The sequence below is a fragment of the Candidatus Methylacidiphilales bacterium genome, from assembly GCA_033875315.1.
GTDB lineage: Bacteria > Verrucomicrobiota > Verrucomicrobiia > Methylacidiphilales > CAZTYG01 > JANRJG01.
The window spans coordinates 25,314-39,076 of record JANRJG010000015.1 but is presented as its reverse complement, the minus strand read 5'-3'; the positions used below and the strand labels follow the sequence as shown (position 1 = coordinate 39,076).

General features: G+C 61.9%; 14 protein-coding genes. 10 read left to right on the top strand and 4 right to left on the bottom strand.

Going from position 1 to position 13,763, the window contains the following annotated elements; all coding sequences use genetic code 11:
• Positions 1-4 precede the first annotated feature (4 nt).
• The 3 genes from SFU85_05635 to SFU85_05625 all read right to left on the bottom strand — a co-directional run bounded on the left by SFU85_05635 (position 5) and on the right by SFU85_05625 (position 1,656).
• On the bottom strand, positions 5-388 hold the full coding sequence (locus SFU85_05635; protein ID MDX6766252.1) for a metallopeptidase family protein: 384 nt from the start codon (positions 386-388) through the stop codon (positions 5-7).
• A 90-nt stretch (positions 389-478) separates the two neighbouring features.
• The gene (locus SFU85_05630) at positions 479-1,123 is read right to left on the bottom strand and encodes an adenylate/guanylate cyclase domain-containing protein (protein ID MDX6766251.1); all 645 of its coding nucleotides are present in this window, start codon (positions 1,121-1,123) and stop codon (positions 479-481) included.
• Positions 1,124-1,203: 80 nt separating this feature from the next.
• Positions 1,204-1,656 carry a hypothetical protein gene (locus SFU85_05625; GenBank protein ID MDX6766250.1) on the bottom strand — a complete coding sequence of 151 codons (453 nt, stop codon included), beginning with the start codon at positions 1,654-1,656 and terminating at the stop codon, positions 1,204-1,206.
• A 282-nt stretch (positions 1,657-1,938) separates the two neighbouring features.
• Between SFU85_05625 and lpxK the strand changes: the two genes are divergently transcribed.
• The 5 genes from lpxK (at position 1,939) to purL (ending at position 7,669) form a co-directional block, all read left to right on the top strand.
• Positions 1,939-3,102, top strand: coding sequence for a tetraacyldisaccharide 4'-kinase (gene lpxK, locus SFU85_05620; GenBank protein ID MDX6766249.1), 1,164 nt, complete (start codon positions 1,939-1,941; stop codon positions 3,100-3,102).
• 37 nt (positions 3,103-3,139) lie between these two features.
• Positions 3,140-4,192 (top strand): hypothetical protein, encoded by a 1,053-nt coding sequence (locus SFU85_05615; GenBank protein ID MDX6766248.1) that lies wholly within the window; start codon positions 3,140-3,142, stop codon positions 4,190-4,192.
• 62 nt (positions 4,193-4,254) lie between these two features.
• Entirely contained in the window at positions 4,255-4,494 is a 240-nt protein-coding gene (gene purS / locus SFU85_05610) for a phosphoribosylformylglycinamidine synthase subunit PurS (protein ID MDX6766247.1), read from the top strand.
• 124 nt (positions 4,495-4,618) lie between these two features.
• Positions 4,619-5,275, top strand: coding sequence for a phosphoribosylformylglycinamidine synthase subunit PurQ (gene purQ / locus SFU85_05605; GenBank protein MDX6766246.1), 657 nt, complete (start codon positions 4,619-4,621; stop codon positions 5,273-5,275).
• Positions 5,276-5,401: 126 nt separating this feature from the next.
• Positions 5,402-7,669 (top strand): phosphoribosylformylglycinamidine synthase subunit PurL, encoded by a 2,268-nt coding sequence (gene purL, locus SFU85_05600; protein MDX6766245.1) that lies wholly within the window; start codon positions 5,402-5,404, stop codon positions 7,667-7,669.
• 13 nt (positions 7,670-7,682) lie between these two features.
• On the opposite strand, the gene SFU85_05595 is transcribed toward purL, so the two are convergent.
• Complete coding sequence (locus tag SFU85_05595) at positions 7,683-8,999, bottom strand: hypothetical protein (GenBank protein MDX6766244.1); 1,317 nt, start codon at positions 8,997-8,999, stop codon at positions 7,683-7,685.
• A gap of 117 nt (positions 9,000-9,116) precedes the next feature.
• Here SFU85_05595 and SFU85_05590 point away from each other — a divergent pair, with 117 nt between their 5' ends.
• The 5 genes from SFU85_05590 (at position 9,117) to SFU85_05570 (ending at position 13,286) form a co-directional block, all read left to right on the top strand.
• A complete protein-coding gene (locus tag SFU85_05590) occupies positions 9,117-9,905 on the top strand; it encodes an OmpA family protein (protein MDX6766243.1) in 789 nt (262 codons plus the stop codon).
• A gap of 115 nt (positions 9,906-10,020) precedes the next feature.
• Positions 10,021-10,803, top strand: coding sequence for a sulfite exporter TauE/SafE family protein (locus SFU85_05585; protein ID MDX6766242.1), 783 nt, complete (start codon positions 10,021-10,023; stop codon positions 10,801-10,803).
• Positions 10,800-11,408 carry a hypothetical protein gene (locus SFU85_05580; GenBank protein MDX6766241.1) on the top strand — a complete coding sequence of 203 codons (609 nt, stop codon included), beginning with the start codon at positions 10,800-10,802 and terminating at the stop codon, positions 11,406-11,408. Before SFU85_05585 ends, SFU85_05580 begins: the two co-directional genes overlap by 4 nt.
• Positions 11,408-12,913 carry a hypothetical protein gene (locus SFU85_05575; protein MDX6766240.1) on the top strand — a complete coding sequence of 502 codons (1,506 nt, stop codon included), beginning with the start codon at positions 11,408-11,410 and terminating at the stop codon, positions 12,911-12,913. The genes SFU85_05580 and SFU85_05575 overlap by 1 nt, the downstream gene beginning before the upstream one ends.
• Positions 12,914-13,028: 115 nt before the next feature.
• Positions 13,029-13,286 (top strand): hypothetical protein, encoded by a 258-nt coding sequence (locus SFU85_05570; protein MDX6766239.1) that lies wholly within the window; start codon positions 13,029-13,031, stop codon positions 13,284-13,286.
• Positions 13,287-13,763: the final 477 nt, after the last annotated feature.

Sequence of the window (13,763 nt, the reverse complement as noted above, 5' to 3'; positions counted from 1 at the left end):
CCGGTCAACCCAGCCCGCGTTCCTCGATTTCCTCTTCGTCCCAGCCGAGGTAATGGCCCAGTTCATGCAACAGGGTCAGGCGCACCTCCTCGGCATAGTCCTCACGATTGGCTCCCGCCTCATCCCAGATGGTCCGCAGGAAAAGTGTGATCCGGGGCTGGTCCTCGGGGTCGGAGGACGGACCCTCCGCGTGGGGAAGTCCGGAAAACAAACCCATCAATTCTTCACGGGGTATCCCCGTGTCGTAGTCTTCCTCGGCCTCCGGCCGCAGCAACACCGGCACCTGCCGCGCATGCACCGCCACTTCGGCCGGCAGTTCGGCCAGGGTCTCCTCGATGATGAGCTCCGCCGTGGCTTCCAATTCCCGGTAGGCGGTTGGGTTTTTCATGGGGATGACTCAGGACAGTTTGGCCGCAAGCCACGAAAGTGCTACGAAAATCCGCCCCCGTCCTTTCGCGTCCATTTTTCCGCCATTCTATCAACGTCCCGTGGATGACTTCACCTTCCTGCTCGTTGGCCGGACCGGTCCGATCCATTTGAAGCAGGGCAACCGCAGGCCGGAGACATGGAAATCCAACTTTTCAAAATGCCCCCGGGGGCCTTTCAACAGCTTTCTGGCTTCGCGGGTCAGCAAAATCTCCCCCGGGCCCGCCAAATCCTCACCGAGTTTGGACGCCATATTGACCGCATCCCCGAAGAAATCATCTCGCGTCAAAAGGATCGGACCATGCCCCAATCCGATCGAAACCCGCATCAACCCGCCCGCTTCCGCCACCACGCCCTGGATGGCCACCGAAGCCTCCAGCGCCTTCTCCATGGTAGGGAATACGGCGAAGGCATTGTCCGCCTCAAATTTCACCACCCTGCCTCCAGTGCGGACGATTTCCTTGCCGGCCAGCACATTCATCCGCCGGATCAGGGCCAAGTGGGCAATGATTCCGTTCCGACGCACCGAAACCGAGAAATCCGCCATGTCCAGCACCAGGACGGCGACTTGGAAAAGGAATCGATTCCGGATCAGCCGGTCGATGGTTTCGGTCGGCCCGGACTCCCGGTTGCGACGGTCAAGCAGCCCATCCAACTCCTTCAGCGAACCCAACCGGCGGAGACGTGGTGTGGTCATATAAAAAAACGGTCCATGACCGTAGCACATGGACCGCCTCTTGGGAACCCGGTCTCCGCCGGGCTTCCGACAGCTTCCGGTTACCGAACCGCCTCGAAGCTGAAAGTCTTCACCAGGACGTCATCGATGTAGATGCTGATCCGGTAGTTCCCCACCGGGTCATCCGCATCCATGCCCCAGGTGTTGAAGGCGTAGGTTTGTCCGGGTTGGATGGTCCCCTCCACCACGCACTGCTTGCGGTCCGCTGAAACCTGTTCCCCTTCGACATTACCCCAGCGTCCGGGGGCGGGCAGGGTGTATACTTCCCGGATGCTGCGGGGGTAGGAAGCCGGGACCACCTGGATGATCCACGAATGCTGCGTCCCGGCCCGCACCGGAATATGATCGGCCGGGGTCCGGCTGACCACGATTTCGTTCAGACCGGCCTTGTAGTTAGTTTGGTATACTCCATGGGTGGCCTGGACCACCGGTGAGGCCGTCAGACCGGCCGCCATCACCATCAGAACCCATCCTGTAACCATCGCCGTTTTCATCTTGAACCTTTCTCCGCGTGTGCGGGTTGTTGTTTTTGGAATCTGGTTAGACCTTACAACCAACGCGCCGTGGAGACAAGATAATTAGCTCCAGATGCTAGATAAAGGTTCTTTGCCAATGTGTCATCTTTTCTGACAGGGGCGGGCCCGACAGCCTTCTTAAAGCCGCGATTAGCCCACCTTAACTTCACCGCTTCCCGGAGGGTAAATAAGCCATACCAAGGCTTGTTGATTGTCCTCCGCACCCTATGCTGGGAAGCGCCCTCCCAAGCGTGAAAACTTATGGCAGATAAACCCCTGGAGCGACTGGAACAATTCGCCATCGATGTCATCCTCGAGCGCCGCTACGGCAAGCGCGCCGCCCTGCTCCGTTTCTTTCTCCTCGGTCTTTCACGGGTCTACGAAGGGCTGATGCGGCTGCGCTGGTGGCTTTATTGTCAGCGCCTTTTCCGCTGGCACTCCACCGGATGCCTGATCATCAGCATCGGCAACCTCACCGTCGGAGGCACCGGCAAGACCCCCATCGTGGAGCAATTCGCCCGCAGCCTGACCCGGTCCGGACGCAAGGTGGCCATACTCAGCCGGGGCTACAAAAGCAGCTCGGTTCCATTCTGGAAAAAAATTTGGAACCGCTGGATCCTCCGGCAGCCCCCCGCCCCGCCCCGCTTGGTCAGCGATGGCAAGGCTCTGCTCATGGACTCGGATAAATCCGGCGACGAACCCTTCATGCTGGCCTGCAACCTCCATGACGTCGCCGTCCTCGTTGATAAGAACCGCGTCAAAAGCGCGCTATACGCGATCGAACGGTTCGGCACCGACACGCTCCTGCTCGACGACGGTTATCAATACCTTCCTTTCAAGGAACGGCTGAACGTTCTCCTGATCGACCGGCAGGCCCCCTTCGGCAACCGTCATATCCTGCCCCGGGGCACACTGCGCGAACCCAAGGACCATCTCAGCCGCGGAGATGTCATTTTTCTGACCAAATGCGACGGGTCCGACCTGACGGAATTGAAGCAGGAAATCCGGATGTACAACAAACACGCACCGTTCTACGAGTGCGCGCACGTCCCGATCCACCTCCAGGATCTCTATACCGGCGAGCGCATGCCCCTCGATTACCTGAAGGACCGGAACGTCGGGGCCATCTCCGGCATCGCCGTCCCGGAAAGTTTCGAGGAAGGCTTGAAAAAACTGGGGGCCAAACTCATTTACGGACGCCATTACGCCGACCACCACCGTTTCTCGGAGGACGAGGTGGTGAACGCCATCAACCGGACCATCGCCCGCGGCGGCACGGCCCTGCTTACCACGGAGAAGGACTCGGTGCGGTTTCCGCGCGTGGAACGCCGCAATCTCCCGGTCTACTTCCTCAGGGTGGAAATCCGCCTCCTCGACCCCAACCAATCCTTCGACCGCATCGTGCGCGAGCTGGCGGGCATTTGAAGAGCCGCCAGAAGCGTTGCCACCCCACCCCGGCATCATGAGCAAGCGGTCCCGGTTCATCCCCCCCTTCTCCGTCTATGGGCGGTTGCTGCGCCGCACCATCCGCAGGAAGTACAGTCCTGTCACGGGCGCCTCCAGGCCCAAACCGCTCAACCTCCTGACCCAGCCCAGTCTCTGGCTTTCCTTGGGCCTGCACGCGCTCTTTCTCCTGGCCATTGGCGGCTGGGTCGTCATCCAGGCCCATCCTCCCTCGGCCCTCTTCCAGACGGGTCCGCCCTCCGAACACGCCCCCATGATCGTCGAAGCCGTCGATCCCCCGACAGCCGGGGAAACCTCCCCGCTGCCCACCACTGGTTTGGGACATGACGATGACCCCGGCGCTTCACCTGACGTTTCCGACGGAATGAAAGTCATCCAGCAGGGCATGGCTCTCGATATCGTGGCCAGTCCGGCGTCTTCGGCGTTTTCTCTTCCCGTGCGCCAACCCTCCCCCGGCACGCGCCTGTCCCACGGGGGGAGCACCGGCACCGGAGGCACAGGCAACGGCCGGGGTGCGGGGCGCACGGGCTCAGGCAATATCCTCGGCCTCTCCGTCCACGCCAACCGTCTCGGCGTTCTCCTCGATGTCTCCGGCAGCATGCAGGGCATCCTGCCGGAGGTCATCGAGCAAATCGGCCGCCAATTCCAAGACTACGTGCTGGTCCTTGTGCCCGGATGCTCGGTCGAATCCCGCCCCTTTCCGGCAACCTTCGACCGGATGGATTTCGAAGGCGGTCAGGGTCTGTTTTACTTCCCCCCCGCGCTCATCGGAATCCTGCGCAAGCTGCCGCAATCCCCTTTCCTCGGTCCTGACGCCGACGCCGGCCAGGGCCTCGAATACATCATCGGCCGCCTCGACGTGGATGCCATTTATTGGTTCTCCGATTTCCAAGACCCGGTGGCCGCGCCACGGATGGCCCAATTGGGCGACCTTTTGCAGGAAAGACATGTCCGCCTCTATCTCAACAGCGTTGAATCCCGCCCCCACCCCGCCATCCTCCGCAGTGTCGAGCAAAGCGGCGGCGATTCCCAAATCCGAAAACTGAAATAATCTTTTCCCCCGAAAATTCCTCGTCTCCCGCGCCACGCCCCTGTTACATTCACCCTTTGCCCATGAAAGCCATCGTCACCGTCACTCCCAAAAAATCCATCCTCGATCCCCAGGGCGACGCCGTCCGCAAAGCCATCCACCATCTCGGCATGGAGTGCGTGGAATCGGTGCGCGTCGGAAAGCACATCGAACTGGAAATCTCCGGCACCAACGTGGAGAAAACCAGGGAAAAACTGGAGCAGGCGGCCAAGGACCTGCTGTCCAACCCCGTCATCGAAGATTACAAAATCGAAATCCAATAAAACTTATTCACCGCGAAGTTCGCGAAGAACGCGAAGGATTTTTTCTTTTTATATCCACCATGTTTTTAAAAGCTTTTGAGGCATTGAGCTTCGCGCCCTTGGCGTTCTTCGCGGTGAACCTCCCATGAAATTTGCCGTTCTTCAATTCCCCGGATCCAATTGCGACCAGGATGCCTTCCACGCCGTTCGCGACGTCCTGAAGCAGCCCGTCCGCTACGCCTGGCACAAAGACACCCGCATCGATGCCGATGAAGCCGTCATCGTCCCCGGCGGATTCTCCTACGGCGACTACCTCCGCTGCGGGGCCATCGCCCGCTTCTCGCCCATCATGGCTGCGGTCAAGGAAGCCGCCGCCCGCGGCCAGACCGTCCTCGGCATCTGCAATGGGTTCCAGATCCTCTGCGAGGCCGGGCTCCTGCCCGGTGCCCTCGTCCGCAACACCGGCCTCCATTTTATCTGTGAAACCGTGACCCTCTCCGTGGCCAACAGCCGGACCCGCTTCACCCAACAAACCCGGGACGGCGACACCCTCCGCATCCCCATCGCCCATGGCGAAGGGAACTATCGTGTGGATGCCGATACGCTCAAGGCCATGGAAGACCACGGCCAGATCGTCTTCCGCTATGCGGGCGGCGCCCCCAATGGATCGCTCGGCGACATTGCCGGGGTTTGCAACAAGGAAGGGAACGTCCTCGGCATGATGCCCCACCCCGAACGCGCCTGCGAGCCCCTGCTGGGCAGCGCCGACGGCCTGAAAATCTTTCAAAGTCTGCTGAAATGAATATTCACCGCGAAGAACGCGAAGGCCGCTAAGTTTTTTTACATTAAACACGATTCTGAACCCTCCCTCTTACCCATAACACCCAAACCTTCGCGAGCTTCGCGCCCTTCACGGTAAAACTTCCCCATGGACCCCCAGATTACCCCCGAACTCATCGCCCAGCACGGCCTCACGCCGGACGAATACGCCAAGATCCAACAGATCCTCGGACGCGATCCCAATTTCACCGAACTCGGTATTTTCTCCGTCATGTGGTCGGAGCACTGCTCCTACAAAAACTCCCGTCCCGAACTGAAAAAATTCCCCACCACTGGCCCCCGCGTCCTGGTCAAAGCGGGCGAAGAGAACGCCGGCGTGCTCGACATCGGCGATGGCATGGCCGTCTGTTTCAAGATCGAATCGCACAACCACCCCAGCGCCGTCGAGCCATTCCAGGGCGCGGCCACGGGCGTCGGCGGCATCCTCCGCGATATCTTCACCATGGGCGCCCGCCCGGTCGCCAATCTCAACTCCCTCCGTTTCGGTCCCATCACCGGTGATTCGGAAGAAGCCCGCACCAACCGCCGCCTCTTCGCCGGTGTCGTGGCCGGTATCGCCCACTACGGCAACTGCATCGGTGTCCCCACCACGGGCGGGGAGGTCTATTTCGACCCCTCCTACAACGGCAACCCTCTCGTCAATGCCTTCTCCTTGGGCATCCTCCGCCACGACCAGATCCGCAAGGGCGCGGCCACCGGCGTGGGCAACCCCGTCTTCTATGTCGGCGCCAAAACCGGACGCGACGGACTCGCCGGTGCCGCCTTCGCCTCCCGCGACCTGACCGAAGAATCCAAGGAAGACCGCCCCGCCGTCCAGGTCGGCGACCCTTTCATGGAGAAACTCCTCTTGGAAGCCTGTCTCGAACTCTTCCAACACCCCGAAGCCGTCGTCGGCGTGCAGGACATGGGCGCGGCCGGATTGACCTGCTCCACCTGCGAAACCGCCAGCCGTGGCGACTCCGGCATCGAGATCGACCTCGCCAAGGTGCCCCAGCGCGAAACCGGCATGACCCCTTACGAAACCATGCTCTCCGAATCCCAGGAACGCATGCTCATCATCGTCCGCAAGGGTCAGGAGCAGGTGGTCAGGGATATCTTTGCCAAGTGGGATCTTGACGCCGCCGAGATCGGTTTTGTCACCGACACCAAGCGCATGGTCGTCAAAAATCACGGCACGGTCGTCGTCGACATCCCGGCCCACCCCCTGGCCGCCGATGCCCCGGTTTATCATCGCGAGGCCAAACGCCCGGCCTACCTCGACCACGTGCAGAAATTCGACGTGGAAAAGGACCTACCCGAGCCGAAGGGAGCAGAGCTCGCGGGCATCCTCCCCAAACTCCTTGCCGCTCCCAGCATCGCCTCCAAACGTTGGGTCTACCGCCAATACGACCACCAGGTGCAGAAGAACACCGTCACCGTCCCCGGCTCCGACGCCTCCGTCATCCGGATTGAAACACCCAAGGGGGCAAAGTACATAGCCATGTCGGTCGACTGCAACGGCCGTTATTGCTACCTCGATCCCCGTGAAGGCGCCAAGGCCGCCGTGGCCGAGGCCTGCCGCAACGTCACCATGTCCGGGGCCACCCCGCTGGCCTCCACCGACAACCTCAACTTCGGCAATCCCCACAACCCGGAACTCTTCTGGCAACTCCGGGAATGCGTCGAAGGCCTGGCCGAAGGCTGCCGCACCCTCGAAGTCCCCGTCACCGGCGGGAACGTTTCCCTCTACAACCAGAGCCCCAAGGGCGCCATCGACCCCACCCCCACCATGGCCGTCGTCGGCCTGATCGACGACCCCGCCTACATCACCCCGTCGTCGTTCCAGAACGCCGGCGACGCCATCCTCCTGGTCGGCGGCGTCGGCAGCGAATTGGGAGGCTCGTCCTACCTGTTTGAAATCCATGGCAAGAAGCAGGGCCTGCCCCCGCGCGTCGACCTAAATCATGAAAAGAAATTCCTCGATGCCGTCCGCAGCCTGATTCATGCGGGCAAAGTCAAGAGCGCCCACGACTGCTCCGACGGTGGCCTCGCCGTCGCCCTGGCCGAGTGCACCTTCGACAAAGGCTTGGGTGCCGAAATCTGCCTGCCTTCGCCAACAGCCAACAGCCAACCGCCAAGAGCAGACGTAGTTTTGTTCAACGAATCCAGCGCCCGTGCCATCCTCACCGTGGCCGCCGGAGACGTCGAAGCCACGTTGTCCCATTTCCAAAAGGCTGGCATCGAAGCCACCCGCCTCGGCACCGTCCAAGGCACTACCCTGGCCCTGAATGTGGGAACGGAAAAACTGACCTACGACGTGGCCACCCTCCGCGACACCTACGAACAAGCCATCCCGCACCTGATGGAAGCATCCTGAATGGGATGCCCGCCTACTTCCAGATAGCCTTCCACATCTCGGCATAAGTCACCGGCTGTGCGAGGGTCATCTTGCCTCTGAGCGCACGATAGGACAACAGTCCATTGGCCAGGGAGAGGAGGCCAAGCACCCCCACCAACACCGCGCGCCAGATCCAACGGCTCTGCAGGACCTGGAGCAACCAGGCCGTGCCGAGCATGAAAAACAGCACACATCCCTCAAACGCCCGGGAACCATAACTGGCCCCGAACCACCATTCTTCCCAGGCGGCATTGACCCAGAGGGTGGCCAGCATAGAAACCGTCCAGACCCAGCCGGGAAAGGGATGCCGCCTTACCCACATCAGGTAACCCGCCAGCCCCACCAGCAGGGAGGGCGACCAGTAGAACAGACCGTGGAACGGGGAAAACAAGACGTCCCAGACGTGTGGACGGGTCCAGTGGAAAATCTCACCTTCATACGAATACAACAGCCATTGCCCGTAAACGATTTTCCAGGCCAGCATCTGCAGGAACAACAGCGCACCTCCCCCCAGGCAGGCCAGCCCCGCACCCAATCGCGCACCGCGATTTCCCGCCCGCAATGCCATCACGGCAGCCACCGCCGGGAAAAGCAAGTAAACCGCGCATTGGTAACGTGTGACCACCAACAATCCACTGGCCAACCCCATCTGCAACCAGATCCCGGGCCCGGCCCGCTTTTCCACAATCCGCAGCCCGCACCAGAACGCCCAGCACAAGGCGGAAAAAGCCAGGCTGTGCGACATGGAAAGCAGCCATGTTTGATAGGTGAACAAAAACGAACCCAGCCAGCACAACAACACCCCTTCCGCGGCCTGTGGTCCTGCCACCCAACGGGACACAATTCGCCAAGCCAGACACAATCCGGCCGCCGCATAGATCAACTGCCCGCCCAGCAACAGGATCTGATAAATCGCACTGTAACCATCCCGGGCCGGATGCGCCCACCCGGTCTTCTGCAATCCCACCACGATCCCGTCCGCCAAGACAAAAAAGGGCCAGCTGGAAACCGCCCACCCCACCCCGAGCTTGTTGGGCAGGCGCCCGGTCGCGGTCACCGGCCGGGCCAGATAAGCCACGCGCTCCGGCTCAGCCATGGTTCGCGTGATGGTGGCGGAATGACGGAAGTCGAACGGACGTTCAAAATAGGCCGAGCGGAGCCAATAGTAATAGAAGCTGCTGTCCCAACCCTGGATGGCGCTCCGGGGAGGCTTCTGGGCCAGCTCCTCCAAAGGAAACCTGAATAAAAAAAGCGCCCAAAACAGCCCGGACAGCACCAGAACCAGCGTCAATCCCCAAGTCTTGATCACCCGCCCAAGTTATGCGGCACTCTCCATCCCAGGCAACGCGGATCGCCTCTTTGATTTGGCCGCCCACCCTTCTCATTTCCCCTTTTCGTGGTGCCCGCTTTTCCGCATCCTACCCGCATGTCCCGTGCCCCGCTGCGCGTTTTTTTCGGTCTCTCTTTCTTCGGCCTGCTCTGTCTGGGCCTCTCCAGCTACGCCCTTCTGCAGAGCCGCCAGGAGCGCGACCGCCTCGCCCTGCTCAAAGATGAGGCCCGCAACCTCCGCGATGGCGAGCGCCTCCTCCAGGGCCAGGTCGGCCAGCTCCGCAAACAATTCGATGAACGCGAGACCCAGCTCCAAACCAAGGAGGAACAACTCGCCCGCACGGAGGAAGCCCGCCTCACCCTCGAAAAAGAACGCGCCGCCCGCCTGCTCAAGGACAAACAGCAGGAGGAATCCGCCCGGGCCATGCAGGAAAAACTCGCTTCCGTCCTCAAGGCCGGGGAAGGCTCGGTCTTCGTCGACCGCGGCCGCATCACCATCCGCCTGGCCAACCAGATCCTCTTCCGTTCCGGCGAGGCCCAATTGCTCGACGAATCCCGCTCCGTCCTGACCACCGTGGCCGCGCTGCTCAACAACGAACTCGCCGGTCTCGAGGTTTTCATCGAGGGCCACACCGACAACGTCCCGGTCAGTGACTCGATCAAGAAGCGCTTCGCCAGCAACTGGGACCTGTCCGCCGCCCGCGCCGGGGCGGCCGCGCTCTTCCTTCAGAATGAGGGCAAGGTCGATCCCCTCCGGCTCTGCGTGGTCGGACGGGCCGACACCCGCCCCATCGCCCCCAACGACACCCCCGCGAACCAGGCCCTCAACCGCCGCATCGACATCCGCATCGATCTCAACCAAACCACACCGCCAGAGTCTCCCTAACTTAATAGACCCCCACTCAGGATGAGCGCAATCCCGGGCATTTTCCCGACCCCTCTCCGCGCCCCTGCGCCTCCGCGCGCGAACTCTCCCCGGCACCGCCCGAACCGTTCCCCCCATGACTTGGACTGAGTTTTCCCTCGCCGCCCTGGCGGCTGTTCTGGTGGGCATCTCCAAGGCCGGCTTCGGCGGGGGAACCGGCATCCTCGCCACCCCCCTCATGGCCCTGGCCCTTCCGCCCCAGCTCGCCCTCGGCGTCCTTCTCCCGCTCCTCATCACGGCCGACTGGGTGTCTTGTTGGCTCTACCGGGGGGCTTGGTCCTGGAAACCCCTCCTCTACTGCCTGCCCGGCTGCCTGCTCGGCATCGGGGCCGGCACCTTCCTGCTCGGCAAGATCGATGCCCAGCTTCTCCAACGCCTGCTCGGCGCCATCTGTCTCCTCTTCTGCCTGGTGCAGTGGACCAAGGCCTCCCTCCAACGTGGCGCGGCCGCCGTGCATCCCGGTTGGACCAGCGGGTCCGCTTTCGGATTCGCCACCGGCCTCACTTCCACCCTGGCCCATGCCGCCGGGCCGGTCTTCGCCATGTATCTCCTCCCGCTCAAGCTCCCCCAGCGCGCCTTCCTCGCCACCACCGTCCTCGCCTTCACCCTGGTCAATCTCTTCAAGGTCCCGGGCTACCTCGCCCTGGGTGTCATCAACCGCACCACCGCCGGCTACTCGCTCCGCCTGGCGCTTTTTGTCATCCTGGGCACCCTGATTGGCGAGTGGCTCAACCGCCATTGTCCGCCCGCCGTCTTCACCCGGATCATCTACGTCATCCTCTTCCTCACCGGACTCGAACTGGCCTGGGGGAAAAGCCTGTTGCGCGCAGCCCTTGCCTTTGCTACTGGTTCACTATGAAAACACCCACTTTCCCCCTTCTGGCCGCCCTGGTTCTCGTCCCTGTCTTCGCCCTGGCTCCTTCGGCCAGAGCAGCGGGACTTTCCGCCTTCGCCGCCCAGAAGCTGGCCGCCCGCGAGGTCAACGACGAGGCCAAGAAATCTCTGGTCCAGATCAGCGGCAAGAAAAGCTCCATCGGCGTGATGCCCATCGAGTGGCAGATCCTCTTCTATGATCCCTACGCCGACCAGAATGGCACCAAAGTCACCGTGGCCGGCAACACCATCACCCGCATCGAACAGGGCTACACCCAGGTGGACAAGCTACGCCTCGCCGCCTACAAGCTGGAAGAAGTCATCGAGCCCGCCAAGTTGCGCAAGGATTCCTCCGACGTCCTCGACATCCTCAACCGATCCTCCGAGTTGTCCAAGGTCAAGGTCAGCAGCATCGAACTCTGGCTGCACAAGGAGGGCAAAGGCCCGGCCGCCCCGGCCATCTGGCGCACCCGCATCTGGGCCCAGGCTGCGGGAAGTGACAAGGAAATCGATATCGGCACCGCCCGCATCAATGCGCAATCGGGGCAGATTGTTGAGCTGAAGCTCGACCTCAAGAAAATCCAGAAGTGATGGTTCCTGCTTTCACCCCGACTGCGGAACCCACCCCCGCCGCCGGGGCCAGAGCTTTGTCCGCCCCGGTCCTGCACGCATTGCTTTTTACTTCCGTCCTCCTTTTATCCATTTCAGCCGCCCCGGCCCAGTTCGCCAGCACCAGTCAGACCGTCGTTTGGCCGGTGCTCGACCGCCACCAACACACCCTCACCCGGGCGGCTTTCGAGGAACGGCTGCCGCTCTATTCCCCCGATGGCTCGATCCATGACTACCTGGTCATGGACCCGGATGGCGTGACCGTTCATGAAACACCGGAGAAAACACGCCCTCTCTGGACCTTGAAATGGGCCCAGCCCGGCGACCGCCGCCGCGATCATGCACCGGCCTTCCGCTTCGCCCGCACCACCCTGGCCGAATGGACCGGGGCCTCGGCGGAAAAGCCGCTCGCCGGCCTGACCATCGGCCTCGACCCCGGTCACATCGGCGGCGCCTGGGCCGACATCGAGGAACGCAACCTCAAGATCCGCGGCAATCCCCCGATCAAGGAAGGCGACATGGCGCTGATCGTGGCCCAACACCTTGCTCCCCTCCTCGAAGAAGCCGGGGCCAGGATCGCCTGGATCCGCGATTCCCTCGAACCGGTGACCCCTCTCCGGCCCGCTGATCTGGTCGAGGAAGCCATGCAATCCATGGCCACACTGGATGACCGCACCCTGGCCCGCCTGACCCAGGCCAAATTCCTCCGCACCCATGAACTCCGGACCAACCTCCTTTTCTACCGCCCGGCCGAGATCGGGGCCCGGGCCGAGCGGGTGCGGGCGTTGAAACCAGACCTCACCCTCTGCCTGCACTACAACGCCGCCCCCTGGGGCCGCTTCAGCCGGCCCCGGCTCTTCAATGCCAACAAACTCGTCATCTTCGTCCATGGCGCCTACACCAAGGGCGAGCTGGCCGACGAGGCCCAGCGCTTCCATCTTTTCCGGAAGTTGCTCGAGGGATCGGCCGACGAGGAACTTTCCGTGGCCAATGACATCGCAGTAGCACTGGCCCGTGGTTGGGGATTTCCACCGGAAAACTACGATTCCTGGAACGTCGCCACCAAGGCGGGTGACAATCCCTACGTCTGGGCCCGCAACCTCCTGGCCAACCGGCTCTTCGACGGACCGGTGGTTTTCGTGGAGGGCCCCTACATGAACGACCGCGCCATGTTCAAACGCATGCTGGCCGGGGACTACGAAGGGGAGAAAGATTTCGACGGGAAGATGCAACGGAGCATCCACCGGGAATACGCGGAATACGTCGCCCAGGGCGTCATCGCCCACTACCAACGGTCCTTTGTGGGCCCCGGACAAGAATCATCCGCCGCAACCAGTTCCTCTGAGGCGCCAGGGCCGCCTCCGGCGACCAGCGGGGAAATGCCAACGGATCCAGGCCCGGATTTGCCACATGAAATCCCTAACGCACTGGATCCTGTTCCTGAATTGGAACTTCCCGTTGCCGAACCGGCGCACACGGGCTTGTAGGCTGAGTCGTTTTCAGTTAACCTCTGCCTGAGTGGATTCATTAAACACCTTCTTTAACAGCCATGGCATCGACCCGTTTTGGGCGGGGTTGATACTGGGCATCATTCTCTGTGCCATGGCTCGAATCGGGCTCCACAGTCGGCACGAATCACGCTTGCAGGGCCCTGTTGATTCGGGAGCCTGGACGAACGCACGCACCGAGGTTCGGGTTGCCAATCACGCCATTCCGGACGCCGAAGGCAAGGCCATGCTTGCGGCTCTGGAACAGGGTAATCCAGAGCGTGCTGCGGAAATACTCGCGGCATCAACGGGCATGGACAGCACCCAAGCGACCCAGGTCGTGGCCACCATCCAGGCACAACGGCACCGATGATGGATCACGAGGATTCAGGAGATTGGCAGCAGTTCCCACTCGATTCTCCTGCTCGATCTCGATCTCGTTCTCGTTCTCTCCACCCCCGAAAGAACGAGTGGCTCATTTCACGGAAAATGCTCTACCCAATCATTTGGGTATCATACCGAATCCTACTGATTAGGCGCGAAAGCGCCCCGGAGGGCCGCACGCTGTGCGGCCTGGTCGCCCCGTGATGCAAGCAAACGGGGCCTGTCTTGCGACCGCGTTTCACGCGGCGACCCTCCGATGGAAACAGGCTCAATCAACATGATTTGGTATAAGCGCGCAAGCACCCCTTGGGAGGGCGAAGCCCCTGGTTCCCCCGCAGGCGTGCGGGGCTGAGCCGCAACTGGCATGTTGACCCGAAACCGGCCGGGCGGGAGCCTCAGCCGGAAAAATGCAGCTGCACCACAGAGAGCACAGCGGTCTCAGAGAAAGAATGAGTTGGGTATGACC